The following is a 24267-nucleotide window of genomic DNA, read 5'->3' as shown; positions in this document are numbered from 1 at the left end:
TGACCGACCGGCCGGGGATGTCAACATATCTGGCGTTGACTTTTGGCACGCTGTTGAGTTCTCAAGGAACGGACACTTCCTTCGGACCGCCTTCCGGCGGACCCTCCGGGTGTTTCGCTCTTTCGTGTTCCCAGCTTATCAGACCCGAGTCAGTGCTCTTCGCCGACTTGCTTTCTCCACCGCTTTGCCGGAACCGACCTGACGGCCCGTCCGACGTTTCAAACCTTAGCCGATCCCCGCTCCGAGAAGCGAATCCGGCGCCGGCCCGAACACCATCCCCGAAAACGCGCACACCGAAATTCGCACCGAGACGCGACGGCACGCAGCACGACGCGACCCAGCCCGAGCCGGGAAATGGTGTTTCAGAGGATTGGCCGCCCCGGGACCGTCCGCGCAGACGCGTGTCCGGTGCTCCCTGCCGAGCGACCAGTGAACACTACGCCGAACGGGGAGCGGATGCAAACGAACCGGCCGGACCCTGGGGAAAAGGGTCCGGCCGGAAGTCGGTGCGGTGCGGGCTCAGCTGTTGGTGGGGAAGCCCAGGTTGATGCCGCCGTGCGACGGGTCGAGCCAGCGCTGGGTCACGACCTTGCCGCGGGTGAAGAACTGGACGCCGTCGGGGCCATAGGCGTGGGCGTCGCCGAAGAGCGAGGCCTTCCAGCCGCCGAAGGAGTAGTAGGCGACGGGGACGGGGATCGGCACGTTGATGCCGACCATGCCGACCTCCACCTCGTTCTGGAAGCGCCGGGCGGCGCCGCCGTCGTTGGTGAAGATGGCCGTGCCGTTGCCGTACGGGTTGGCATTGATGAGGGCGAGGCCCTCCTCGTAGGTGGAGACCCGGACGACGGACAGGACGGGGCCGAAGATCTCGTCGTTGTAGACGGACATGCCGGGCTTGACGTGGTCGAACAGCGTCGGGCCGAGCCAGAAACCGTCCGTGGTCGGGGCGCCGTTGACGTCCTCGGCGGCGATCGCGTGCTTGCGGCCGTCCACGGTCAGCTCGGCGCCGTCGGCGAGGCCCGACTCGACGTACGAGGTGACCTTGTCGCGGTGCTGGCCGGTGACCAGCGGGCCCATCTCGGAGTCGCCGTTGCAGCCGGGGCCCACCTTGAGGGTGGAGATCCGGGACTTGATCTTCTCGACCAGCTCGTCGCCGATCGGGTCGACGGCGACCAGGACGGAGACCGCCATGCAGCGCTCGCCGGCCGCACCGAAGCCGGCGTTGACCGCGGCGTCGGCGCTGAGGTCGAGGTCGGCGTCCGGCAGCACCAGCATGTGGTTCTTCGCGCCGCCGAGCGCCTGGACGCGCTTGCCGTAGCGGGTGCCGGTCTCGTAGACGTAGCGGGCGATCGGGGTGGAGCCGACGAAGCTGACCGACTTGATGTCGGGGTGCTCCAGCAGGCGGTCGACCGCGGTCTTGTCGCCGTGCACGACGTTGAACACGCCGTCCGGCAGGCCGGCCTCCTTCCACAGCTCGGCGAGGAAGTTGGCGGCGGACGGGTCCTTCTCGGACGGCTTCAGCACCACCGTGTTGCCGGTCGCGATCGCGATCGGGAAGAACCACATCGGCACCATGGCCGGGAAGTTGAACGGCGAGATGATCGCGACCGGGCCGAGCGGCTGGCGGATCGAGTAGACGTCGATGCCGGTGGACGCCTGCTCCGAGAAGCCGCCCTTGGACAGCTGCGGGATGCCGCAGGCGTACTCCACGACCTCCAGGCCGCGGGCGATCTCGCCGAGGGCGTCCGAGTGCACCTTGCCGTGCTCGGAGACGATGATCGACGCCAGCTCGTCCTTGCGGGCGTTGAACAGCTCGCGGAAGCGGAAGAGCACCTGGGTGCGCTTGGCCACCGACGAACGCCGCCACTCGGCGAACGCCGAGGCCGCGGCTGCCACGGCCTGGTCGACCTCCGCGATCTCGGCGAAGTCGACCTGGCCCGACACCTGTCCGGTGGCCGGGTCGAAGATGTCACCGCGACGGGGCGCGGCGCCGGCGGTGGCGACGGGGGCGCCGCCGATCCAGTGGGTGACGTGCTTGTACGGGCTGGGCTTGCTCAAGGTCGTCTGCCTCCGAAGTCCCGTGCGGTGTGTGGGCCGCCGGTACCTGTGTACGGCGCCACCCGGCTCCGGCCGGGTGGCGGGATCACGGGGCTCCCGCGCTCGTAATCCAGTCTGCGGACCCGATCGGCCTGCCTCAACGAGCAGCATGACGGGGAACCGAGATTCACCCTTACAGGTCGTCGGGCTGCTCCGCTTCGGCGTCCTCCAGGTACGGGTCGTGCAGCCCGTCGTCCCCCTCGCGCACCTCCAGCAGGTCCAGCCGGAGGTCCTGCGCCCACGCCTGGGCCCAGGCCGAGCAGGCCGCGGCGTCCGGGTGGACCAGACCCGCGGCCGCCTCCAACCGGTCGGCGAGCACCGCCGGCTGGAAGTCCTCGTCCAGAGCGCGGGCCAGGGCCAGCAGCTCGCCCTCGCTGAACGACTCCCTGAGCGCGTGCAGTGCGAAGAGGTCCTCGGGCAGGGCCCGGTCGCACAGGCGCAGCACGGCCAGGGCGGCGGCGTCCGGCAACGCGACGACCGGGACGGGTGTGCCGGGGATCAGCACGGCGGGGTGGCGCAGCGGCTCCTTGCGGAGTTCGACCGGGCAGGGGGTGCCGGTGAGCTGGATCTGCCGCGGGGTTCCGCTCTGGAGGGTGACGCGGTGGCCGGCGGCGCGGAGGTGTTCGGCGAGGCCTGCGGCGATGTCGGCGAGCGGCGGACCGTCGGCGGTGACGAGGACGAGTCCGCCGGAGCGGGCGGTGGGGAGGCCGTGGGCGGCGAGCGCGTCGGGTCCGGCGAGGGCGAGGGCGTACCGGAGGCAGAGCGGTTGTGCGGTCTCCAGCAGCCGGAGGCGGTCCTCGGCGAGTGCGCTTGCGGTCATGGGTCCAGTCTGGCGCGGAACGGTGCGGCGGTGGCCGTGCGAGGGGCGCCGATCGGTCGGGTCGCAGCGGGGCAGGGCAGGGCGGCGGGCAGGGCGGTGGTTCACGGGAGGCCGGTGAGGCGCGCGGCGGCGTCGTGCAGGGCGAGTTCCAGGCGGCGGGGGTCGACGAGGCGGCCGGTGCCGTCCGGGGGGACGAGCCAGGTGAGGCCGTGGCCGGGGGCGTCGGGGTGGGGGACGGCGAGGCGGCTGCCGTGGCCGAGGGCGCGGATGCCGGAGCCGATCCAGCTGTCGGCGGTGCCGGTGGGGACGAGGAAGGTGACGGTGCCGGCGGTGCGGTCGAGGAGGACGGGGCCCGGGCCGGGGAGGCGGGCGAGGGCGTCGAGGGTGGGGTTGCCGAGGGTGGCGGGAGTGAGGAGGGCGTCCCACCGGCAGCCGGTCGGGAGGACGGCGGGTCGGCGGCCGGTGCGTTCCCAGTCGCGGAGGAAGGTGTACGGGTCGGGGGCTGCCTGGGCGAGCCACTGGGCGGCGGTGCGTTCGGCGGGCGGCATCGGGTTTCTCCTGGGGCGCGGTCGAGACGCTCACCGGGGAGAGGGCGGTGGGGGTCGGCTCTTACACGGTTGCGGGGGTGAATGTGCGGGAGGTGAACGCGCCCGTGGGGCGCACCCGGCCGGGGTGGCCGGGTGCGCCCCACGGGCGGTGCGGTTCGTCGGTGCGGTTCGTCGGTCAGCTGTCGAAGCCGAGGCCGAGGCGGTCGAGGGTGCGCAGCCAGATGTTGCGGTGGCCGCCGCGCCGGTCGGCGCGGTCGAGGGACCAGCGGGTGAGTTCGATGCCGGCCCAGCGGACGGGTTCGGGCGGGAAGGGCAGCGGCTTCTTGCGGACCATCTCCAGGTCGGTGCGTTCGGTGCGTTGGCCGGAGAGGAGGTCGAGCATCACGTCGGCGCCGAAGCGGGTGGCGCCGACGCCGAGGCCGGTGAAGCCGACGGCGTAGGCGACGCGGCCGCGGTGGGCGGTGTCGAAGAAGGCGGAGAAGCGACTGCAGGTGTCGATGGCGCCGCCCCAGGCGTGGGTGAAGCGGAGGCCTTCGAGCTGGGGGAAGGTTTCGAAGAACTGGCGGGCGAGGGTGCGGAAGGTCTCGGGCCGCTGGTCGTGTTCGGCGCGGACCTTGCCGCCGTAGTGGTAGATGGCGTCGTAGCCGCCCCAGAGGATGCGGTTGTCGGCGGAGAGCCGGAAGTAGTGGAACTGGTTGGCGCTGTCGCCGAGGCCCTGGCGGCCGCGCCAGCCGATGGCGGCCATCTGGGCGTCGTCGAGGGGTTCGGTCATCAGGGCGTAGTCGTAGACCGGGACGACGTAGGGCCGGACGCGCTTGAGCAGGGACGGGAAGACGTTGGTGCCGAGTGCGACGCGGCGGGCGAAGACCCGGCCGTAGGGGGTGCGGACGGCCATGCCGCTGCCGTGCTCGGCGAGGGTGAGGGCCTTGGTGCGCTCGTGGATGCGGACGCCCTGGGCGAGGCAGGCCTCCTTGAGGCCCCAGGCGAGTTTGGCGGGGTGGAGCATGGCGACGCCGTCGCGGTCCCAGAGGCCGCCGAGGAAGGTGGGCGAGTCGACCTCGCTGCGGACCTGGTCGGCGTCGAGGACGGTGATGTCGAGGCCGTACCGGGTGACGGCCTCGGCGACCTCGTGGAGTTCGTCGAGCTGGTGGGGCTGGGTGGCGACGTCGATCTCGCCGGTGCGTTCCCATTCGCAGTCGATGCCGTACTGCTTGAGGGAGGTCTCGATGGCGTCGAGGTTGGCCTGGCCGAGCTGTTCGAGACGGGTGAGTTCGGCGGGCCAGCGTTGCAGGCCGTTGCCGAAGCCGTGGGTGAGGCTGGCGGCACAGAATCCGCCGTTGCGCCCGGAGGCCGCCCAGCCCACCTCTTCGGCCTCGACGAGGACGACGTCCTGCGAGGGGTCGCGTTCCTTGGCGAGGAGCGCCGTCCACAGGCCGGAGTAGCCGCCGCCGACGACGAGGAGGTCGCAGGTGGTGTCGCCGACGAGGGCGGGCACGGCCTCCGGCCGGCCCGGGTCCTCCAGCCAGAAGGAGGTGGGTTTGACGTCACTGAGCGCACGGGCGGAGTCCATGCCGTATCAGCCGCTTTCGGGTGTCGTCGGTGCTTGTCAGTAGAACGGAGCGGTGGCGCGGGTGGTCATCAGGCGCGCGCCTTCCGGCGGTTGCCGATCCACTGTCCGGTGAAGGTGAGCAGGACGGCGGCGACGAACATCGCCGTGCCGATGACGTTCACCTGGACGGGTATGCCGCGCTGGGAGGCGCCCCAGACGAACATCGGGAAGGTGACGGTCGTGGGGCCGGAGTTGAACTGGGTGATGATGAAGTCGTCGAAGGAGAGCGCGAAGCTGAGCAGCGCGCCGGCTGCGATGCCGGGGGCGGCGAGCGGCAGGGTGATCTTGAGGAAGGTCTGCATCGGGGTGGCGTAGAGGTCCTGGGCGGCCTGTTCGAGGCGCGGGTCCATGCTCATGACGCGGGCCTTGACGGCGGTGACCACGAAGCTGAGGCAGAACATGACGTGCGCGATCAGGATCGTGGTGAAGCCGAACGGGATGCGCATGTTGAGGAAGAGCGTGCCGAGCGAGGCGGCCATCACGACCTCGGGCATGGCCATCGGCAGGAAGATCAGCCCGGTGGTGGCGGAGCGTCCGCGGAAGCGGTAGCGGGCCAGGGCGAAGGCGACCATGGTGCCGAGGACGGTGGCGCCGGCGGTGGCCGCGAGGGCGAGCTGCAGGCTGAGGACGAGCGAGCCGCACATGTCGGCGACGCCGCAGGGGTCCGTCCAGGCGTCGGTGGAGAACTGCGCCCACTCGTAGTTGAACTTGCCGGCGGGCTTGTTGAACGAGAAGGCGAGGACGACGAGGTTGGGCAGGACGAGGTAGGCGAGCGCGAGGATGCCCGCGAGGGTCACCAGGTGCCGGCGGAACCAGCTGAACACACTGCTCATCAGACGAGGTCCTCCGTTCCGGCCTTGCGCATGTAGACCGTCACCACGCCCAGGATCAGGGCCATCAGGATGAAGCTCAGCGCGGCCGCCGTCGGGTAGGCGAGCACGTTGAGGAACTGCTTCTGGATGCCGTTGCCGACCATCTGCTCGTTGGGGGAGCCGAGCAGCTGGGCGTTGATGTAGTCGCCGGATGCGGGGATGAAGGTGAGCAGGGTGCCGGCGACGACGCCGGGCAGGGAGATCGGGAAGGTCACCTTGCGGAAGGTGGTGAACGGCTTGGCGTACAGGTCGCCGGCGGCCTCGTGGAGGCGGGGGTCGATCCGCTCCAGCGAGGTGTAGAGCGGCAGGATCATGAACGGCAGGAAGTTGTAGGTGAGGCCGCACACCACGGCGAGCGGGGTGGCGAGGACGCGGTGGCCGGTGGTGACGCCGAGGGCGTCGGTGAGGTCGAGGAGGTGCAGGGTGTTGAGCGCGCCGACGACGTAGCCGCCGTCCGAGAGGATGGTCTTCCAGGCCAGGGTGCGGATCAGGAAGCTGGTGAAGAACGGCGCGATCACCAGGACGAGGATGACGTTGCGCCAGCGCTTGCTCGCCTTGAAGGCGATCGTGTAGGCGAGGGGGTAGCCGATGGCCAGGCAGAGCACGGTGGCGGTGGCGGCGTATCCGAAGGACCGCACGAAGTGCCACTTGTACTCGGTGAAGGCGTCCCAGTAGGTGGCGAAGTGCCAGGTGACGCGGAAGCCCTCCTCGAGCGAGCCGGTCTGCAGCGAGGTGGAGGCCTGGTAGACCATCGGCACCGCGAAGAAGACGACCAGCCAGGCGATGCCGGGCAGCAGCAGCCAGTAGGGGACGAGCTTGCGCCGCTGTCGCGGCGGTGCGGCGGGCGCGGCCTCCTGGAGGGGCGCCGTCTCGGTGGTGGTGGTCACGCGTCCTCCTCCGCGGTGCCGGCGTCGATCGCCTGGGAGGCGTCGAGGGCGAAGGAGTGGGCGGGGTTCCAGTGGACCTGGACGGTGGCGCCGGGGACGATGCGGCCGTCGCGCTCCATGTTCTGCTCGAAGACGGCGATCTCCTGGCCGGTGCCGGTGCGGACGGTGTACTGGGTGGAGACGCCGATGAAGCTGGAGTCGACGACGGTGCCGACGAGCCGGTTGCGGTCCTCGGGGACGTCCGCGGAGGAGTGCGCGATGGTGATCTTCTCGGGGCGGACGCCGAGGTGGACCTTGGTGGCGTCGCCGGCGCAGCGGGCGCGGGGCACGGCGAGGCGGGTGCCACCGGCGCTGAGCAGGAGGTCGTCGCCGGAGTTCCCGGTGACCTCGGCGGGGATGAGGTTGGACTGGCCGAGGAAGTTGGCGACGAAGGTGGTGGCGGGGTTCTCGTACAGGTCGGCGGGGGCGCCGAGCTGTTCGATGCGTCCGGCGTTCATCACGGCGATGGTGTCGGCCATGGTCATGGCCTCTTCCTGGTCGTGGGTGACGTGGACGAAGGTGATGCCGACCTCGGTCTGGATGCGCTTGAGTTCGAGCTGCATCTGGCGGCGGAGTTTGAGGTCGAGGGCGCCGAGCGGCTCGTCGAGGAGCAGCACCTGGGGGTGGTTGATGAGGGCGCGGGCGACGGCGACGCGCTGCTGCTGGCCGCCGGAGAGCTGGTGCGGCTTGCGGCGGGCGAGCGGGCCGAGCTCGACCAGCTCCAGCATGTCCTCGACCTGCTTCTTGACGTCCTTCTTGCCGCGGCGGCGCAGGCCGAAGGCGACGTTCTCGTAGATGTCGAGGTGCGGGAAGAGCGCGTAGCTCTGGAAGACGGTGTTGACCGGCCGCTTGTACGGGGGCAGGGCGGTGACGTCCTGGCCGCCGATGAGGACGGTGCCGGTGGTGGGCTCCTCCAGGCCGGCGATCATGCGCAGGGTGGTGGTCTTGCCGCAGCCGGACGCGCCGAGCAGGGCGAAGAAGGAGCCCTGGGGGACGGTCAGGTCGAGGGGGTGGACGGCGGTGGAGCTGCCGTAGGTCTTGCTGATGCCGGTGAGGCGGACGTCGCCGCCGGTGGTCGCGGGGCCGGTGGCCTTCGCGGTGCTGTCGGTCGCCTGGTCGGTCATGGCGTGGGTCCTTCTGTCCGAGGCCGGTGGTGGGGGGCGGTGGTCAGGCGCCGATGAGCTTGGAGAACCGGTCCTCGAAGTCGGTCTCCTCGGCCTCGGTGAGGCTGCGGAAGTTGTGGACCTTGGCGGCCATCTCCGGGGTGGGGATGACGAGCGGGTTGGCGGCGGCGTCGGGGTCGAGCTTGGCGAGTTCGGCCTGGGCGCCGGTGACCGGGGAGACGTAGCCGATGCCCGCGGTGAGCTGGGCGGCTATCTCCGGCCGGTAGTAGAAGTTGATGAGGTGTTCGGCGTTCTTCTTGTGCTGGGCGCGGGCCGGGATCAGCATGTTGTCGGTGGAGGCGACGTAGCCGGCCTCCGGGACGACGAACTCGATGTCGGGGTTGTCGGCCTTCAGCTGGATGAGGTCGCCGCCCCAGGCGACGCAGGCGGCGATGTCGCCGGAGGAGAGTTCCTGGCCGTAGTCGTTGCCGGTGAACTTGCGGATCTGCTTGCTGTCGACGCCCTTCTGGAGGCGGGCGAGCGCGGCGGCGTAGTCGTCGGCGGTGAACTTGCCCGGGTCCTTGCCCATGTCGAGCAGGGTCATGCCGACGGTGTCGCGCATCTCCGAGAGGAAGGTGACGCGGCCCTTGAGCTCGGGGTCGTCGAGCAGCTGGGAGACGCTGCTGACGGTCTTCCCCTTGGTGGCCTTCTTGTTGTAGGCGATGACGACCTGGATGCCCGCCCACGGGTAGGAGTAGAGGCGGCCCGGGTCCCAGTCGGGGGCGCGGAAGCGGGCTTCGAGGTTGGTGATGGCGGTGGTGATCGCCGACTGGTCGAGCTTCTGCACCCAGCCGAGGCGGATCAGCCGGGCGGCCATCCAGTCGGTGAGGACCATGATGTCGCGCCCGGTGTCCTGGCCGGCGGCGAGCTGCGGCTTGACCTTGCCGAAGAACTCGACGTTGTCGTTGACGTCCTCGGTGTACTTGACCTTGACGCCGGTGGCGGCGGTGAAGGCCTCCAGGGTGCCGTGCTTCTGCTCGTCCTTCTCGTCGACGTCGACGTACAGCGGCCAGTTGGAGAAGTTGACGACCTTGTCGGTGTCGGAGAGGTCCTTGGCGGCGTTCGCGGCCTCGCCCGAGGTGCCGCCCGAGCTCTTCGCCGGCGGGATGCCGCAGGCGGCGAGGGTGCTCGCGCCGGCCGCGAGGGCACCGGCGCGGAGCACGGTCCGGCGGCTGAGGGCGGCCCGGCCGCTGGTCAGGCTGCGTTCCCAGGCCTTGCGGATCGGCTCCGGCAGGCCGTCGGTGATCTCGTGGTGCTGCATGCGGGGACACCCTCCTGAAGGGGGCTCGGGCAGTGGGGGACGGACGGGGTTATCGGTCCCCGAAGATCGTGCGGTGCCAGTCCTTGCGGGCGACCGCGGTGGTGTCGTACATGACGTGCTTGACCTGCGTGTACTCGTCGAGGGAGTACTGCGACATGTCCTTGCCGTAGCCGGACGCCTTGTAGCCGCCGTGCGGCATCTCGCTGATGATCGGGATGTGGTCGTTGACCCAGACGCAGCCGGCCGCGATCTCGCGGGTGGCGCGCAGCGAGCGGTGGACGTCGCGGGTCCAGGCGGAGGCGGCGAGGCCGTACGGGGTGTCGTTGGCGAGCCGCAGGCCCTCCTCGTCGCTGTCGAAGGGGAGGACGACGAGGACGGGGCCGAAGATCTCGCCCTGGACGACCTCGCTGTCCTGGGCGGCGCCGGTGATCAGGGTGGGCAGGTGGTAGGCGCCGAGGGTGAGGTCGGTGCCGTCGTGGCCCTTGGTGCCGTTGGCTCCGACGGTGCCGCCGGTGACGACGGTGGCGCCGTCGCGGCGGGCGCGCTCGACGAAGCCGGCGACCCGGTCGCGGTGGGCGAAGGAGACCAGCGGGCCGAGGTCGGTCTGCGGGTTGCGCGGGTCGCCGAGGCGGACGGCGGCGTACAGGTCGGCGACGCCGGCGACGAAGGCCTCGTAGAGGGGGCGCTGGACGTAGGCGCGGGTGGCGGCGGTGCAGTCCTGGCCGCTGTTGATGAGGGAGGCGGCGACCGCGCCGTGCACGGCGGCCTCCAGGTCGGCGTCGTCGAAGACCACGAACGGGGCCTTGCCGCCGAGTTCGAGGTGGGTGCGCTTGACGGTCGCGGTGGCGAGCTCGGCGACCCGCTTGCCGACGGCGGTGGAGCCGGTGAAGGACACCATCGACACCGCGGGGTGGGAGACCAGGTGCTCGCCGGCGGTGCGGCCGGCGCCGGTGACCACGTTGACGACCCCGTCGGGGATGCCGGCCTCGGTGCAGGCGGCGGCGAACATCAGCGAGGTGAGCGGGGTGAGCTCGGCCGGCTTGAGGACGATGGTGTTGCCGGCGGCGATCGCCGGGAGGATCTTCCAGGCGGCCATCTGCAGCGGGTAGTTCCACGGCGAGATCGAGCCGACCACGCCGATCGCCTCGCGGCGCACGTACGAGGTGTGGTCGCCGGAGTACTCGCCGGCGGCCTTGCCCTCCAGGTTGCGGGCGGCGCCGGCGAAGAAGGCGGTGTTGTCGATGGTGCCGGGCACGTCGAACTCGGTGGAGAGCTTGATCGGCTTGCCGGTCTGCGCGGTCTCGACGCGGGCGAACTCCTCGGCGTGGTCGGCGAGGACGCCGGCCAGGCGGCCCAGCACCTCGGCGCGGGCGCCGGGGGTGGCCCGGGACCATTCGGGGAGTGCGGTGCGGGCCGCGTCGACGGCTGCGTCCACGTCGGCGGGCGAGGCCAGTACGACCTCCTCGACGGTGCTGCCGTCGGCCGGGTTGACCACCCGGAACCGCTCGTCGCCACTCCCTGTGACCACCCGCCCGGCGATGTGCTGCGCGCCGGCGCTGAAGCTGGTCAGGTCCATCTGCTGTCCTCCATGTGCCCGGTGGTTCGGCTTCCGCGCCCTGCGGTGGGAACCCGCTGCACGCCGTGTTTGCGCGGCGGAGCAGCGATTCCCGTGCGCCGGGCGTGCGACTGGTCGAGTCGACCCTTAGCAGACGTTGGTGTCCGGGGCGGCGGAACACCGGGATTGCGCGATCCTGACAGGCCCGGTTTTCTTCCACAAGGGATTCCGCTGTTGCCTTCTGGTTACGCTGCGGATTCCGCTGCCACGTCCCGGATTTCGCCACTTCCGATTGCCCGACGATGCCGCCTCGGGCGATCGGGTGACAAGGGTCACTCCGACAGGCCCGGCGGCAAGGGGTTTACAGGATGCAAGGGTTCGCGGCGGGTGGTCGGCCCCTGCGGCGAGGCAAGATTTCCCTGACACCCCTGATCAGCTGGAGGCCCGCGATGCTCCCCACCGTCGCCCGGGTACTGGACCTGGACGTGATGCGGCGAGGCCTGCCCCAGGTGGTGGCCGGCGCGGACCACCTGGAACGCCCCGTCCGCTGGGTCCACGTGAGCGAACTGCCGGACGTCGCCGGCGTCCTGCAGGGCGGCGAGCTGGTGCTCACCACCGGCATCGCCCTGCCCGAGCAGCGCGAGGGCCTGGCCCGCTACGTGCACGACCTCGCGGACGTCGGCGCGGCCGGCCTGGTCGTCGAGTTCGGCCGCCGCTACTTCGACTCGCTGCCCCGCGCCCTGGTCAACGCCGCCGAGCAGCGCGGCCTGCCGCTGATCGCGCTCCGCCGCGAGCTGCGCTTCGTCGCCGTCACCGAGGCCGTCCACGCGCTGGTGGTCAACGCCCAGCTGGAGCAGCTGCGCACCTCCGAGGCGGTGCACCAGGTGTTCAACGAGCTCGCGGTGGAGGGCGCCGAGCCGGCCGAGGTCGTCCGGCAGGTGGCGCAGCTGGCCGGCGCGCCGGTGGTGCTGGAGAACCTGGCGCACCAGGTGCTGGCGCACGAGAGCGCCGGGCACCAGGAGGCGGAGCTGCTGGAGGGCTGGGAGGCGCACTCGCGCGGGGTCCGGCCGCCGGGGCGGACCGGGTACGACCCGCGCAGCGGCTGGCTGGTCACCACGGTCGGCGCGCGTGGCCAGGACTGGGGGCGGCTGGTGCTGATCGGCGAGCCCGGCCCGCTGCCGGAGGGCACCCCGCACCCGCACGCGATGATGCTGGAGCGCGGCGCGGCGACGCTCGCGCTCAACCGGCTGGTGGTGCGCGACCGGGAGAGCCTGGAGCGGCAGACCCACCGCACGCTGCTGTCCGGCATCCTCACGCATGCGCTGACGGTCAGTGAGGTCGCGCTGCGGGCGCAGGCGCTGGGCGTGCCGCTGGAGGGCCGACGGCTGGTCGGCACGGTGCTGCGGCAGCGCCGCGGCCCGGTGCCGGCGGCGCTGGAGGCGCAGGCGAGGCTGCGCGACTTCACCGAGCTGGCGGCGACCGCGATCCGCACCTGTCGACTGTCGGCGCTGGTCGGCGCGCTGGACGACGAGGGCGTCGGGGTGCTGATCGCGCTCGGCTCGCAGCAGGACGAGCACGGCGCGCTGGAGTCCTTCGCGGCGGCGCTGCGCAAGCTGGTCGCGGACGGCGCCCGGGACGCGGCGGCGCCGCCGCCGGAGCCGGTGGTCGCGGTGGGCTCCTCGGTGGGCTCGGTGCGCGACGCGCGCCGCACCCTGCTGGAGGCCACCCAGGTCGCGGACGCGGCGCTGCACGACGCGCCGGGCGCGCGGGCGGCCGCCTACTACCGGCTGCCGGACGTGCGGTTGCGCGGTCTGCTGCACCTGCTGCGCGACGACGAGCGGCTGCAGACGTACGTGGAGCGCGAGCTCGGGCCGCTGCTGGCGTACGACGCGGAGCACAACGGGCAGCTGGTGCGGATGCTGCGGATCTACCTGGAGCAGGGCCGCAACAAGTCGGCGGCGGCGGACGCGGCGCACCTGTCCCGCCCGTCGTTCTACGACCGGCTGCACAAGGTGGAGCGCATCCTCGGGGTGGACCTCGATCAGGTGGAGTCCTGCCTGTCGCTGCACGTGGCGCTGCTGGCGCTGGACGCGGTGCGCCGCTGAGGCGGCGTGGGATGCGGGAGCGGCCCCGGGGCGGTGTGCCCCGGGGCCGCTCCGGCGTCCGGCTGCCGGTGTGTCAGACGGTGTGCGCGTCGGTGAGGGTGAGGACCTCGTCGAGGATCGCGAGGCCGGCCTTGGCCTCCTCCGCGCTGACGGTGCACGGCGGCACCACGTGGAACCGGTTCATGTTGACGAAGGGCCACAGGCCGCGCTGCTTGCAGGCGGCGGCCAGCTGGGCCATCGGCGCGTTGGCGGCGCCGGCCGCGTTGTAGGGCACCAGCGGCTCGCGGGTCTCGCGGTTCTTCACCAGGTCGAGCGCCCAGAAGACGCCCAGGCCGCGGACCTCGCCGACCGAGGGGTGGCGCTCGGCGAGCTCGCGCAGGCCGGGGCCGATCACGCTCTCGCCGACCTGCTTGGCGTTCTCGACGATGCCCTCCTCCGCCATGGCGTTGATGGTGGCGATCGCGGAGGCGCAGGCCAGCGGGTGGCCGGAGTAGGTGAGGCCGCCGGGGAAGACCCGCTCGTCGAAGGTCGCGGCGATCTCCGGGTTGATGGCGACGCCGCCGAGCGGCACGTAGCCGGAGTTGACGCCCTTGGCGAAGGTCAGCAGGTCCGGGGTGATGCCCCAGTTGTCGGCGGCGAACCACTCGCCGGTGCGGCCGAAGCCGGCCATCACCTCGTCGAGGATGAAGACGATGCCGTACCGGTCGCAGATCTCGCGGACGCCCTGCAGGTAGCCGGGCGGCGGGACCAGGACGCCGGCGGTGCCGACGACCGTCTCCAGGATGATCGCGGCGACGGTGGCCGGGCCCTCGAAGGCGATGACCTGCTCCAGGTGGGCGAGCGCGCGCTCGCACTCCTGTGCCTCGTTCTCGGCGTGGAAGACCGAGCGGTAGGCGTAGGGGCCCCAGAAGTGGACGATGCCGGAGACGCCGGTCTCGTTGGCCCAGCGGCGGGGGTCGCCGGTCAGCGCGATGGCGTTGGCGGTGGCGCCGTGGTACGAGCGGTAGGTGGAGAGCACCTTCTGCCGGCCGGTGTGCAGGCGGGCCATGCGGATGGCGTTCTCGTTGGCCTCGGCGCCGCCGTTGGTGAAGAAGATCTTGTTCAGCTCGCCGGGGGTGCGCTCGGCGATCAGCCGGGCGGCCTCGCTGCGCGGCTCGACGGCGAAGCCGGGCGCGATGGTGCAGAGCTTGGCCGCCTGCTCCTGGATCGCGGCGACGACCTTCGGGTGCTGGTGGCCGATGTTGGTGTTCACCAGCTGGGAGGAGAAGTCGAGGTAGCGGTTGCCCTCGTAGTCCCAGAAGTACGAACCCTCGGCGCCGGCCACCGCGAGGGGGTCGATCAGCGCCTGGGCGGACCACGAGTGGAAGACGTGCGCGCGGTCGGCGGCCTTGACGGCCTGGCCTGCGGCTGAGTCAGCGGTGGGGATGCTCATGCGGCAAGCCTATGGAGCGCCGGGGCCGCAAGGCAGTTGCACCATGTCACCCGATCCGCGCGTCGCCGTGACAGGGTGGCAAAGCGCCGGGGGCGCGGGCGGCCGCGCTGTGCGCGCAACTGCCCGCGCCCCCTGGGTGCGCCGGTCGCGTCGGTCGGTCAGATGGCGGTCATGACGTGCTTGACGCGGGTGTAGTCCTCGAAGCCGTAGGAGGACAGGTCCTTGCCGTAGCCGGACTTCTTGAAGCCGCCGTGCGGCATCTCGGCGACCAGCGGGATGTGGGTGTTGATCCAGACGCAGCCGAAGTCCAGGCGGCGGGACATCCGCATGGCGCGGGCGTGGTCCTTCGTCCAGACGGAGGAGGCGAGCGCGTACTCGACACCGTTGGCGTAGCCGACGGCCTGGTCCTCGTCGGTGAACTTCTGCACGGTGATGACCGGGCCGAAGACCTCGCGCTGGATGATCTCGTCGTCCTGCTGCAGGCCGGAGACGACGGTGGGGGCGTAGAAGTAGCCCTTGTCGCCGACCCGGTGGCCGCCGGCCTCGACCTTGGCGTGCTCGGGCAGGCGCTCGATGAAGCCGGTGACCTGGGCGAGCTGGTTGGCGTTGTTCAGCGGGCCGTAGAGGACGTCCTCGTCGTCGACGCCGCCGGTCTTGGTGTCGGCGGCGGCCTTGGCGAGGGCCTCGACGAAGGCGTCGTGGATGGACTCGTGCACCAGGACGCGGGTGGCGGCGGTGCAGTCCTGGCCGGCGTTGAAGAAGCCGGCCACCGAGATGCCCTCGACGGCCTCGGCGATGTCGGCGTCCTCGAAGACCACGACCGGGGCCTTGCCGCCGAGCTCCAGGTGGACGCGCTTGACGTCCTTGGAGGCGGACTCGGCGACCTGGATGCCGGCGCGGACGGAGCCGGTGATGGAGGCCATCGCCGGGGTGGGGTGCTCGACCATGAGCCTGCCGGTCTCGCGGTCGCCGCAGATGACGTTGAAGACGCCGGCCGGCAGTTCCATGTCCTTGAGGATGCCGCCGATGATCTCGGCCAGCAGCACGGTGGAGGCCGGGGTGGTGTCGGAGGGCTTGAGGACGACGGTGTTGCCCGCGGCGATCGCCGGGGCGAACTTCCAGACCGCCATCATCATCGGGTAGTTCCACGGCGCGACCTGGGCGCAGACGCCGACCGGCTCGCGGCGGACGATCGAGGTCATGCCGTCCATGTACTCGCCCGCGGCCTTGCCCTCGAGGAGGCGGGCGGCGCCGGCGAAGAAGCGGATCTGGTCGACCATCGGGCCGATCTCCTCGGAGAGGGTCAGCCCGCGCGGCTTGCCGGTGTTGCGGCACTCGGTGTCGACGATCTCCTCGGCGCGGGTCTCGACCGCGTCGGCGATCTTCAGCAGGAGCTTCTGGCGGGTGGACGGCGTGGCGTCGCGCCATACCGGGAACGCCTCGGCGGCGGCGGCCATCGCAGCGTCGACGTCGGCGGCACCGGAGAGCGGGGAGGTCGCGTACGCCTCGCCGGTCGTCGGGTCGATCACGTCCAGCGTGCGGCCGTCCGCCGCATCGACGAACTCGCCGTTGATGTAGTTGCGCAGCGTACGAAGGTCGCTCACGGGTCTCTCCTCGGTCTGGGCCTGCGGCGTTGCAGAATCCGGCGCCAGGGTACCTCCGGCGCACGGCTGGCCGGGTCGGACCGGCCGCGGTCCACTGGGGGTGTGCACGCCTGCGCGTGTACGTGGCCCAGGCTACCCAAAGACCGACGGTATCGACAGGTGTCACGCTCGGATACGACGCAATCCGCATGCAATTTTGGAAACCGCGACGAAATCAGCAGGGCGATGGCTTGCGCGGCGCCCGGCGATCGTGCACAGTTGCGACGTGGCCAACCGCGACCGGAACGCCAGCGTTCCCCTCGACGCCGCCTCCAAGGCGATCATCGAACAGCTCCAGGAGGACGGACGCCGTCCGTACGCCGCCATCGGCAAGGCCGTCGGCCTGTCGGAGGCGGCCGTGCGACAACGCGTCCAGAAGCTGCTCGACCAGGGCGTGATGCAGATCGTCGCCGTCACCGATCCCCTCACCGTCGGGTTCACCCGCCAGGCGATGGTGGGCATCCGGGTGGAGGGCGACATCGAGCCGGTCGCCGACGCGCTGGCCGCGCTCGACGAGGTCGACTACGTCGTCTGCACCGCAGGCTCGTTCGACCTGCTGGCCGAGCTGGTGTGCGAGGACGACGAGCACCTGCTCGAAATGATCAACAAGCGCATCCGCGCGCTTCCCGGCGTGCGGAGCACCGAGAGCTTCGTTTATCTGAAGCTCCGGAAACAGACCTACACCTGGGGCACCAGATGACAGCCGACCCGGCGCAGAAGGACCTTTCCAAGACCGCCTACGACCACCTGTGGATGCACTTCACCCGCATGTCGTCGTACGAGAAGTCCCCCGTCCCCACCATCGTGCGCGGTCAGGGCACCTACGTCTGGGACGACAAGGGCAAGAAGTACCTCGACGGCCTCGCCGGCCTGTTCGTCGTACAGGCCGGCCACGGCCGCGAGGAGCTCGCCGAGGCCGCCGCCAAGCAGGCCAAGGAGCTGGCCTTCTTCCCGGTCTGGAGCTACGCCCACCCCAAGGCCGTGGAGCTCGCCGAGCGCCTGGCCAACCTCGCCCCGGGCGACCTGAACAAGGTCTTCTTCTCGACCGGCGGCGGCGAGGCGGTCGAGACCGCCTGGAAGCTCGCGAAGCAGTACTTCAAGCTGACCGGCAAGCCGACCAAGTACAAGGTCATCTCGCGCGCCGTCGCCTACCACGGCACCCCGCAGGGCGCCCTGTCGATCACCGGTCTGCCGGGCCTGAAGGCCCCGTTCGAGCCGCTGGTGCCCGGTACCCACAAGGCGCCCAACACCAACATCTACCGCGCCCCCGAGTACCTCCAGGGCCCGGACGGCACCGTCGACCCCGAGGCCTACGGCCGCTGGTGCGCCGACCAGGTCGAGCAGGCCATCCTCTTCGAGGGCCCGGACACCGTCGCCGCCGTCTTCGTCGAGCCGGTGCAGAACGCCGGCGGCTGCTTCCCGCCGCCGCCCGGGTACTTCCAGCGCCTGCGCGAGATCTGCGACCGCCACGACGTGCTGCTCGTGTCGGACGAGGTCATCTGCGCCTTCGGCCGCCTCGGCACCATGTTCGGCGCCGACAAGTTCGGCTACCAGCCCGACATGATCACCTGCGCCAAGGGCATGACCTCGGGCTACTCCCCGATCGGCGCCACGATCATCTCGGACCGCATCGCCGAGCCGTTCTACAAGGGCGACAACACCTTCCTGCACGGCTACACCTTCGGCGGCCACCCGGTGTCCTCCGCGGTCGCGCTGGCCAACCTCGACATCTTCGAGCGCGAGGGCCTCAACCAGCACGTCCTCGACAACGAGTCGCGCTTCCTGGGCACCCTGGACAAGCTGCGCGACCTGCCGATCGTCGGCGACGTCCGCGGCAACGGGTACTTCTACGGCATCGAGCTCGTCAAGGACAAGGCCACCAAGGAGTCCTTCAACGACGACGAGGTCGAGCGCGTGCTCTACGGCTTCCTGTCGAAGGCGCTCTTCGACAACGGCCTGTACTGCCGCGCCGACGACCGCGGCGACCCGGTCGTCCAGCTGGCCCCGCCGCTGATCTCCGACCAGTCGACCTTCGACGAGATCGAACAGATCCTGCGGGTCAGCCTCACCGACGCGTGGGCGAAGATCTGACCTTCCCTCCCACCCTCCGCCGCAGGGCGGCCCCGGACCACCGGGGCCGCCCTGCGGCGTTGCGGTCCACCGGCTCCGTCCTGCGGCGACGGGCAAATCGACCGCCGATCCGACCGCCGGAATAACGGCGATTTGCCCGGGGATGGGCCAGTGTGCCGCAACCGCACCGCGACCTGTTCGTTCTAATCTGACGACTGTCATATCCCACCAGGCACCAGGATGGATCTCCATGTCAGCGGCCCCGCCCGACAACGACGTGCTCTGGGCCCGAGGAATCGTCAAGTCCCACCACGGCACCCCGGCCCTGCGCGGCGTCTCCCTCGCGGTCCGCGAGGGCGAGGTCCTCGCCGTCACCGGCCCCCGCGGCTCCGGCAAGAGCACCCTGCTCGGCTGCCTGTCCGCCCAGCTGACGGTCGACGAGGGCGAGGTCTGGTTCCACAGCTCCCCCGTGCACACCCTCACCCGGGCCGGCCGGGAGAAGCTCCGCCGCGAACGCTTCGGGTGGGTCGGCTCCGAACCCCACCTGGTGCCGGAACTGACGGCCCGGGAGAACGCCGCCCTGCCGCTGCTGCTCGCCGGGGCCGGCCGCCGCGCCGCCCACACCGCCGCCGTCGAATGGCTCGAGCGCCTCGACGTCGCCGACGTCGCCGGGCTGCGTCCCGCCGAACTGACCCAGGCCCAGCGCCAGCGGATCGCCGTCGCCCGCGCCCTCGCCCCGCTGCCCCCGGTGGTCTTCGCCGACGACCCCGGCGCCCCGCTGCACCGCGAGGAACGGGAGCAGGTGCTGCGGATACTCGCCAGCGCCGCCCGCAGCCACGGGCTGACCCTCCTGCTCGCCACCCACGACCCGGAGCCGGCCGGCCAGGCGGACCGCACCCTCACCCTCGTCGACGGCCGGATCGCCGGCACGGCGACGGCCCCTGCCGCCGGCTCCACCGCCGTCACGGCCGCGCGCTGAGAGCCGGGAGAACGACGTTGTTCCCACTCCGACTGGTCAGGGGCTACCGGGCGACCGACCTGGGCCGCTGGCTGCTCACCGCGATCGCCGCCGCCACCACCGCCGCCTTCCTGCTCCGCTCCCTCGGCCGCGCCCTCGGCGAACCCGCCGCCACCTCCGTGCCCCGGCTGCTGTGGTGCCTGCCGGCCCTCGCCGCCGTCGGCTGGCTGGCCGCGGCCGCCGCCCGCGCCGTCCCCGCCCAGCACCCCGAGCGGATCGCCGGCCTCGCCGCCGCAGGCTACGGCCCGGGCCGCATCCGGCTGCTGATCGCCGTAGAGACCGCCCTCGCCGCCGCGCTCGGCAGCGTGCTCGCCCTGCTGCTCTTCCTCGTGCTGCGCAACGACATCGCCGGCCCCGAACTCGCCGCCGACCTCGGCATGGGCACCCGGCTGCCGGCCGCCGCCCCGGTCACCCTGCTCGTCCTCGTCCCGCTGGTGGCGGGCCTCGCCGCCGCAGCGGCCATCCCCCTCGACGAAGCCCTGCCCGGCACCCCCGCCGCTCCCCCGGCCGTCGGCTTCCACCCCGTGCGGATCGCCGTCCCGACCGGCCTCACCGTCGTCGGCATGGCCCTCGAGCTGTACGGGCTGCGCCCCGGCGCCGAACAGGACGGCCGTCCGGTCGAGCTGCCCGCCCACCTCGGCTCCGTCGGCACCGCCGCCCTCACCGGCTGGGCCTTCACCGCCCTCGGGCTCGCCCTGCTCACCGCACCGCTGCTGGCCCTCGCCGGACGGCTGCTCGCCCTCCACCGGCCGGGCCCGGTACGGCTGCTCGCCGGCCGGTCGCTCACCGCGGAGGCCCGCCGGCTCGCCACCCCGTTGGCCGTACTGACCCTCGGTCTCGCCGTCCTGACCGCGGCCCTCGCCTACGGCGACGACCCGGACGTCCCGGTCACCGTGGCGGTGCTGCTGCTCGTCGGCTGCGCCGTCGGGGCGGTGGCCGCCCGCGCACTGGAGATCCACGCGGCGCGGCGCGAGATCACCGCGACCCTCGTCCGGCTCGGCACCGAGCAGCGGACGCTCACCGCCGCGGCCGCCGCCCGGGCCGGCGCCGCAGCGGCCGTGCTGCTGTTCACCGGCGGGCTGACGGCGCTGTTCGCGGCGGCCTGCCTGGTCTGACCGTCTGACCTTCTGGCCGTCTGACCTTCTGACCGCGCACCGGAATGCGCCGAGCGGTGGACACCCGTGGGTGTCCACCGCTCGATGCTTCGGCGCCTCAGGGGCTTCCTCGGTGGTGTGTCAGCCCGCGGCGGCCAGCTGGCCGCAGGCGCCGTCGATCTCCTGGCCACGGGTGTCGCGGACGGTCGTCGGCACGCCGTGGGCCTGCAACCGCCGGACGAACTCCCGCTCGTCCTCGGGACGCGAGGCCGTCCACTTGGAACCCGGGGTGGGGTTCAGCGGGATCAGGTTCACGTGCACCCGGCGGTTCTTGATCAGCCGGCCGAGCAGGTCGGCCCGCCACGCCTGGTCGTTGATGTCCTTGATCAGGGCGTACTCGATGGAGATCCGGCGGCCGGACTTGTCCGCGTAGTTCCACGCGGCCTCCAGCACCTCGTCGACCTTCCAGCGGGTGTTCACCGGCACCAGCTCGTCGCGGAGCTCGTCGTCGGGCGCGTGCAGCGACAGCGCGAGCCGGCAGCTCAGGCCCTCGTCGGCGAAGCGGTACATCGCCGGCACCAGGCCGACCGTGGAGACCGTGATGCCGCGCTGCGAGAGGCCGAACCCGTCCGGAGCCGGGTCGGTGAGGCGGCGGATCGAAGCCAGCACCCGGTTGTAGTTCGCCAGCGGCTCGCCCATGCCCATGAACACCACGTTGGACAGCCGGGCCTCGCCGCCGGGCACCGCGCCGCTCTTCAGGTCCCGCATCCCGGAGGCGATCTGCTCGACGATCTCCGCCGTCGACAGGTTGCGGGTCAGACCGGCCTGGCCGGTCGCACAGAACGGGCAGTTCATGCCGCAGCCGGCCTGCGAGCTGATGCACATGGTCACCCGGTCCGGGTAGCGCATCAGCACCGACTCGACCAGGGTGCCGTCGAAGAGCTTCCACAGCGTCTTGCGGGTCGCGTCGTCGTCGCAGGAGACGTGCCGGACCACCGACATCAGCTCGGGCAGCAGGCTCTCGGTGAGCTTCCCGCGGCTCGCCGCCGGAATGTCCGTCCAGGTCGCCGGGTCGTCCGACAACCGGCCGAAGTAGTGGTTGGACAACTGCTTGGCGCGGAACGGCTGCTCGCCCAGCTCGGCGACGGCCTCCTTGCGCTCGGCGGGGCTGAGGTCGGCAAGGTGTCGCGGGGGCTTGGCGCCGCGCGGCGCGACGAAGGTGAGTTCTCCGGGCTTAGGCATGGTGCATCCAGTGTCGCAGATGCGGAATCGTCCTCGGCCCGGCGCCGTGGGCGCCCGACTGCGGAGGCACGGGACGCCGCGAGCCCCGGGCGTCGGGGCCCGGGGCTCGCAGGGGGTGGAGCAGGTGGTGCGGCTCAGCCGCCGACGAACGCGGCCAGCAGCAGCCAGGCCACGGGGGCGGTCGGGAGCAGGGAATCGAGCCGGTCCATGATGCCGCCGTGGCCCGGCAGCAGGGTGCCCATGTCCTTGATGCCCATGTCGCGCTTGATCATGGACTCGGCCAGGTCGCCCAGGGTGGCGGTGACCGCCGCGCAGCCGCCCAGGATCAGGCCCTGCCACCAGGCACCGTCGTCGATCACGTACTCCATCAGCAGCGCGCCCGCGATCATCGACAGGCCGATGCCGCCGGCTAGGCCCTCGCGGGTCTTGCCGGGGCTGATCGTCGGCGCGAGCTTGTTCCGGCCGAACTTGTAGCCCACCGCGTACGCGCCGGTGTCGCTGCAGATGGTGACCACGAGGAAGATCAGGATGCGCCAGGCCCCGTCGTCGGCGGCCAGCATCAGCGCCACGAAGGTCGCCAGGAACGGGACGTAGAAGGCGGTGAAGACACCCGCCGTTATGTCCCGCAGGTAGTTCTCCGGGGGCTTGCTCATGCGCCAGACCAGCACCGCCAGGCCGGTGAGCGCCAGGACGGCGGACGCCCACTGCCCGCCCGCCGTGTAGCCGACGAGCGGCATCGCCACCGCGCCGGCGATCAGCGGGACCATCGGCACGTGCACGCCCTTGGTCTCCGCGAGGCGGGAGTTCAGCTCCCAGACGCCGACCGCGACGGCCGCGATCACGACCACCAGGAACAGCGCTTTGACGAAGAACAGCGAGGCGACGATCACCGCGCCGAGGCCGACCCCCACGCCTATCGCGGCCGGCAGATTGCGGCCGCCGCGCTGCTTGCGGGGCTGCTGGTCGGTTGGGGCCACGGGCGTCTCCTGCGCGGGGGGCATGGTCCGATTCTGTGCCGCAGTGCCCCTTCGGTACACCACAGGCTGCTGCGAGTGACCCGTTCGGGGCCGACGCGGACCGCCGGCCCGGGGGCCACTCGCAGCAGAGAACTCGGTGGCGAGCATTTCGGTTCCGCCCCGGCGGCCGTGGGGGTCGGGGGCGTCGTTCATCAGACTTCGAGAAGCTCGGCTTCCTTGTGCTTCAGCAGCTCGTCGATCTGGGCCACGTAGCGGGCCGTGGTGTCGTCGAGCTCCTTCTCGCCGCGGCGGCCCTCGTCCTCGCCGACCTCGCCGTCCTTGACGAGCTTGTCGATGGCGTCCTTGGCCTTGCGGCGGATGGAGCGGATCGAGACCTTGGCGTCCTCGCCCTTGCCGCGGGCGACCTTGATGTACTCCTTGCGGCGCTCCTCGGTCAGCTGCGGGAACACCACACGGATGATGGAGCCGTCGTTGGACGGGTTGACGCCGAGGTCCGAGTCGCGGATCGCGGTCTCGATGTTGCGCAGCGCGCTCTTGTCGAACGGCGTGATGACCGCCATCCGCGGCTCCGGCACGGAGAACGAGGCGAGCTGGTTGATCGGCGTCAGGGCGCCGTAGTAGTCCGCGACGATCTTGTTGAACATCGCCGGGTGGGCACGGCCGGTGCGGATGGCGGCGAAGTCGTCCTTGGCGACGGCGACGGCCTTCTCCATCTTCTCCTCGGCCTCGAGGAGGGTCTCTTCGATCACTGTCTGCTCCCTGTCCGGTTCATCTGCTGTAGTCCCGTACCGGTGCCCCGGACGGCTGATTGCTGCTCAGGGCCGGGCGGAGTCCTGGCTGATGAGTGTGCCGATCTTCTCACCCTTCACCGCCCGGGCGATATTGCCCTCGGCCAGCAGCTCGAAGACCAGGATCGGCAGGTCGTTGTCCTTGCACAGGGTGATGGCCGTCAGGTCCGCCACCTTCAGGTCGCGGGCGATCACCTCGGTGTAGTCCAGCGAGTCGAACCGGACCGCCTCAGCGTTGGTCCGCGGGTCGGAGTCGTAGACCCCGTCGACGCCGTTCTTGCCCATCAGCAGCACCTCGGCGTGGATCTCCAGCGCGCGCTGCACCGCCGTCGTGTCGGTGGAGAAGTACGGCATGCCCATACCGGCGCCGAAGATCACCACACGGCCCTTCTCCAGGTGCCGCACCGCGCGCAGCGGCAGGTACGGCTCGGCGACCTGGCCCATCGTGATGGCGGTCTGGACGCGGGTCTCGATGCCTTCCTTGATCAGGAAGTCCTGCAGCGCCAGGCAGTTCATCACGGTGCCGAGCATGCCCATGTAGTCCGAGCGGGCCCGGTCCATGCCGCGGACCTGCAGCTCGGCGCCGCGGAAGAAGTTGCCGCCGCCGATCACCACGGCCACCTCGGTGCCGGCGCGGACGACGGTCGCGATCTCGCGGGCGATCGCGTGCACCACGTCCGGGTCCACGCCCAGGCCGCCGCCGCCGGCGAAGGCCTCACCCGACAGCTTGAGCAGCACCCGGCGGCGCGAACCGTCCTGCGTGTCCCGGCCGGTCTCCAGCGTCTCCTGCATGGACTTCTCCTTCTCCACCTGCGGGCTCGCAGGACTGCATGTGCTGCTCACAACGCCGGGAGTGAGGTGCCCGGCTCTGTGCGTACACGCTGGGCGCGTACACGCGAGGAGGCCACTGCCGCGGGAACCGGTACGGTGTCCTGCACGGCAATGGCCTCCTCGTCGTTCGTGGTGCCGACGCGCCCCCCGAGGGGTGCTGGAGAGCCCGATCGGCGCGTTCCCGGCCGCGACTGCGGCCCGGGGCGCTTCCTACCT

20 protein-coding genes are annotated in these 24267 nt (G+C 71.4%); 5 read left to right on the top strand and 15 right to left on the bottom strand.

The genetic code is table 11. From position 1 onward, the window contains the following. Positions 1-519: 519 nt before the first annotated feature. The 9 genes from AB0M03_RS32630 to AB0M03_RS32590 form a co-directional block, all read right to left on the bottom strand. Positions 520-2058: a CoA-acylating methylmalonate-semialdehyde dehydrogenase gene (locus AB0M03_RS32630; RefSeq protein ID WP_363498297.1), complete on the bottom strand. Its 1539-nt coding sequence runs from the start codon at positions 2056-2058 to the stop codon at positions 520-522. 172 nt (positions 2059-2230) lie between these two features. Beyond that, positions 2231-2917, bottom strand: a complete 687-nt coding sequence (locus tag AB0M03_RS32625; protein WP_363498294.1) for a hypothetical protein — start codon at positions 2915-2917, stop codon at positions 2231-2233. Between the two features lie 101 nt (positions 2918-3018). Further along, positions 3019-3465, bottom strand: coding sequence for a hypothetical protein (locus tag AB0M03_RS32620; RefSeq protein WP_363498291.1), 447 nt, complete (start codon positions 3463-3465; stop codon positions 3019-3021). A gap of 175 nt (positions 3466-3640) precedes the next feature. Beyond that, entirely contained in the window at positions 3641-5035 is a 1395-nt protein-coding gene (locus AB0M03_RS32615) for an FAD-dependent oxidoreductase (RefSeq protein WP_363498288.1), read from the bottom strand. Between the two features lie 68 nt (positions 5036-5103). After that, positions 5104-5907, bottom strand: coding sequence for an ABC transporter permease (locus tag AB0M03_RS32610; protein WP_363498284.1), 804 nt, complete (start codon positions 5905-5907; stop codon positions 5104-5106). Continuing rightward, the gene (locus tag AB0M03_RS32605; protein ID WP_363498281.1) at positions 5907-6833 is read right to left on the bottom strand and encodes an ABC transporter permease; all 927 of its coding nucleotides are present in this window, start codon (positions 6831-6833) and stop codon (positions 5907-5909) included. Before AB0M03_RS32605 ends, AB0M03_RS32610 begins: the two co-directional genes overlap by 1 nt. After that, positions 6830-7996, bottom strand: a complete 1167-nt coding sequence (locus AB0M03_RS32600) for an ABC transporter ATP-binding protein (RefSeq protein ID WP_363498279.1) — start codon at positions 7994-7996, stop codon at positions 6830-6832. The genes AB0M03_RS32605 and AB0M03_RS32600 overlap by 4 nt, the downstream gene beginning before the upstream one ends. A 43-nt stretch (positions 7997-8039) precedes the next feature. Further along, complete coding sequence (locus AB0M03_RS32595) at positions 8040-9296, bottom strand: spermidine/putrescine ABC transporter substrate-binding protein (RefSeq protein WP_363498276.1); 1257 nt, start codon at positions 9294-9296, stop codon at positions 8040-8042. 49 nt (positions 9297-9345) lie between these two features. Next, entirely contained in the window at positions 9346-10872 is a 1527-nt protein-coding gene (locus tag AB0M03_RS32590; RefSeq protein WP_363498273.1) for a gamma-aminobutyraldehyde dehydrogenase, read from the bottom strand. A 428-nt stretch (positions 10873-11300) separates the two neighbouring features. Between AB0M03_RS32590 and AB0M03_RS32585 the strand changes: the two genes are divergently transcribed. Then, positions 11301-12956: a PucR family transcriptional regulator ligand-binding domain-containing protein gene (locus AB0M03_RS32585; RefSeq protein WP_363498270.1), complete on the top strand. Its 1656-nt coding sequence runs from the start codon at positions 11301-11303 to the stop codon at positions 12954-12956. Positions 12957-13029: 73 nt separating this feature from the next. On the opposite strand, the gene AB0M03_RS32580 is transcribed toward AB0M03_RS32585, so the two are convergent. Next, positions 13030-14388 carry an aspartate aminotransferase family protein gene (locus AB0M03_RS32580; protein ID WP_363498267.1) on the bottom strand — a complete coding sequence of 453 codons (1359 nt, stop codon included), beginning with the start codon at positions 14386-14388 and terminating at the stop codon, positions 13030-13032. Between the two features lie 158 nt (positions 14389-14546). Then, positions 14547-15992, bottom strand: a complete 1446-nt coding sequence (locus AB0M03_RS32575; protein WP_363498264.1) for a gamma-aminobutyraldehyde dehydrogenase — start codon at positions 15990-15992, stop codon at positions 14547-14549. 265 nt (positions 15993-16257) lie between these two features. Between AB0M03_RS32575 and AB0M03_RS32570 the strand changes: the two genes are divergently transcribed. The 4 genes from AB0M03_RS32570 to AB0M03_RS32555 all read left to right on the top strand — a co-directional run bounded on the left by AB0M03_RS32570 (position 16258) and on the right by AB0M03_RS32555 (position 20234). Continuing rightward, positions 16258-16731: an Lrp/AsnC family transcriptional regulator gene (locus AB0M03_RS32570; protein ID WP_030306695.1), complete on the top strand. Its 474-nt coding sequence runs from the start codon at positions 16258-16260 to the stop codon at positions 16729-16731. Beyond that, positions 16728-18122: an aspartate aminotransferase family protein gene (locus tag AB0M03_RS32565; RefSeq protein ID WP_363498261.1), complete on the top strand. Its 1395-nt coding sequence runs from the start codon at positions 16728-16730 to the stop codon at positions 18120-18122. The genes AB0M03_RS32570 and AB0M03_RS32565 overlap by 4 nt, the downstream gene beginning before the upstream one ends. A gap of 229 nt (positions 18123-18351) precedes the next feature. Continuing rightward, entirely contained in the window at positions 18352-19080 is a 729-nt protein-coding gene (locus AB0M03_RS32560; RefSeq protein WP_363498258.1) for an ATP-binding cassette domain-containing protein, read from the top strand. Between the two features lie 17 nt (positions 19081-19097). Continuing rightward, complete coding sequence (locus AB0M03_RS32555) at positions 19098-20234, top strand: hypothetical protein (protein ID WP_363498255.1); 1137 nt, start codon at positions 19098-19100, stop codon at positions 20232-20234. Between the two features lie 120 nt (positions 20235-20354). On the opposite strand, the gene rlmN is transcribed toward AB0M03_RS32555, so the two are convergent. The 4 genes from rlmN to pyrH all read right to left on the bottom strand — a co-directional run bounded on the left by rlmN (position 20355) and on the right by pyrH (position 24012). Next, complete coding sequence (gene rlmN / locus AB0M03_RS32550) at positions 20355-21455, bottom strand: 23S rRNA (adenine(2503)-C(2))-methyltransferase RlmN (protein ID WP_363498252.1); 1101 nt, start codon at positions 21453-21455, stop codon at positions 20355-20357. Between the two features lie 134 nt (positions 21456-21589). Further along, positions 21590-22579, bottom strand: a complete 990-nt coding sequence (locus AB0M03_RS32545; protein ID WP_363498249.1) for a phosphatidate cytidylyltransferase — start codon at positions 22577-22579, stop codon at positions 21590-21592. A gap of 44 nt (positions 22580-22623) precedes the next feature. After that, on the bottom strand, positions 22624-23181 hold the full coding sequence (gene frr / locus AB0M03_RS32540; RefSeq protein WP_363498247.1) for a ribosome recycling factor: 558 nt from the start codon (positions 23179-23181) through the stop codon (positions 22624-22626). Positions 23182-23247: 66 nt separating this feature from the next. Next, positions 23248-24012: a UMP kinase gene (gene pyrH / locus AB0M03_RS32535; protein WP_363498244.1), complete on the bottom strand. Its 765-nt coding sequence runs from the start codon at positions 24010-24012 to the stop codon at positions 23248-23250. Positions 24013-24267: the final 255 nt, after the last annotated feature.

Source organism: Kitasatospora sp. NPDC051914, from assembly GCF_040680995.1.
GTDB lineage: Bacteria > Actinomycetota > Actinomycetes > Streptomycetales > Streptomycetaceae > Kitasatospora.
This window is presented reverse-complemented; position numbering and strand designations above follow the sequence as displayed.

Coding starts and splice junctions, on each gene's coding strand:
- AB0M03_RS32580 (WP_363498267.1), bottom strand. CDS start 14,388: ATGAGCATCCCCACCGCTGACTCAGCCGCAGGCCAGGCCGTCAAGGCC.
- AB0M03_RS32545 (WP_363498249.1), bottom strand. CDS start 22,579: ATGCTCGCCACCGAGTTCTCTGCTGCGAGTGGCCCCCGGGCCGGCGGT.
- AB0M03_RS32590 (WP_363498273.1), bottom strand. CDS start 10,872: ATGGACCTGACCAGCTTCAGCGCCGGCGCGCAGCACATCGCCGGGCGG.
- AB0M03_RS32600 (WP_363498279.1), bottom strand. CDS start 7,996: ATGACCGACCAGGCGACCGACAGCACCGCGAAGGCCACCGGCCCCGCG.
- rlmN (WP_363498252.1), bottom strand. CDS start 21,455: ATGCCTAAGCCCGGAGAACTCACCTTCGTCGCGCCGCGCGGCGCCAAG.
- pyrH (WP_363498244.1), bottom strand. CDS start 24,012: ATGCAGGAGACGCTGGAGACCGGCCGGGACACGCAGGACGGTTCGCGC.
- AB0M03_RS32610 (WP_363498284.1), bottom strand. CDS start 5,907: ATGAGCAGTGTGTTCAGCTGGTTCCGCCGGCACCTGGTGACCCTCGCG.
- AB0M03_RS32565 (WP_363498261.1), top strand. CDS start 16,728: ATGACAGCCGACCCGGCGCAGAAGGACCTTTCCAAGACCGCCTACGAC.
- AB0M03_RS32625 (WP_363498294.1), bottom strand. CDS start 2,917: ATGACCGCAAGCGCACTCGCCGAGGACCGCCTCCGGCTGCTGGAGACC.
- AB0M03_RS32615 (WP_363498288.1), bottom strand. CDS start 5,035: ATGGACTCCGCCCGTGCGCTCAGTGACGTCAAACCCACCTCCTTCTGG.
- AB0M03_RS32620 (WP_363498291.1), bottom strand. CDS start 3,465: ATGCCGCCCGCCGAACGCACCGCCGCCCAGTGGCTCGCCCAGGCAGCC.
- AB0M03_RS32560 (WP_363498258.1), top strand. CDS start 18,352: ATGTCAGCGGCCCCGCCCGACAACGACGTGCTCTGGGCCCGAGGAATC.
- AB0M03_RS32595 (WP_363498276.1), bottom strand. CDS start 9,296: ATGCAGCACCACGAGATCACCGACGGCCTGCCGGAGCCGATCCGCAAG.
- AB0M03_RS32585 (WP_363498270.1), top strand. CDS start 11,301: ATGCTCCCCACCGTCGCCCGGGTACTGGACCTGGACGTGATGCGGCGA.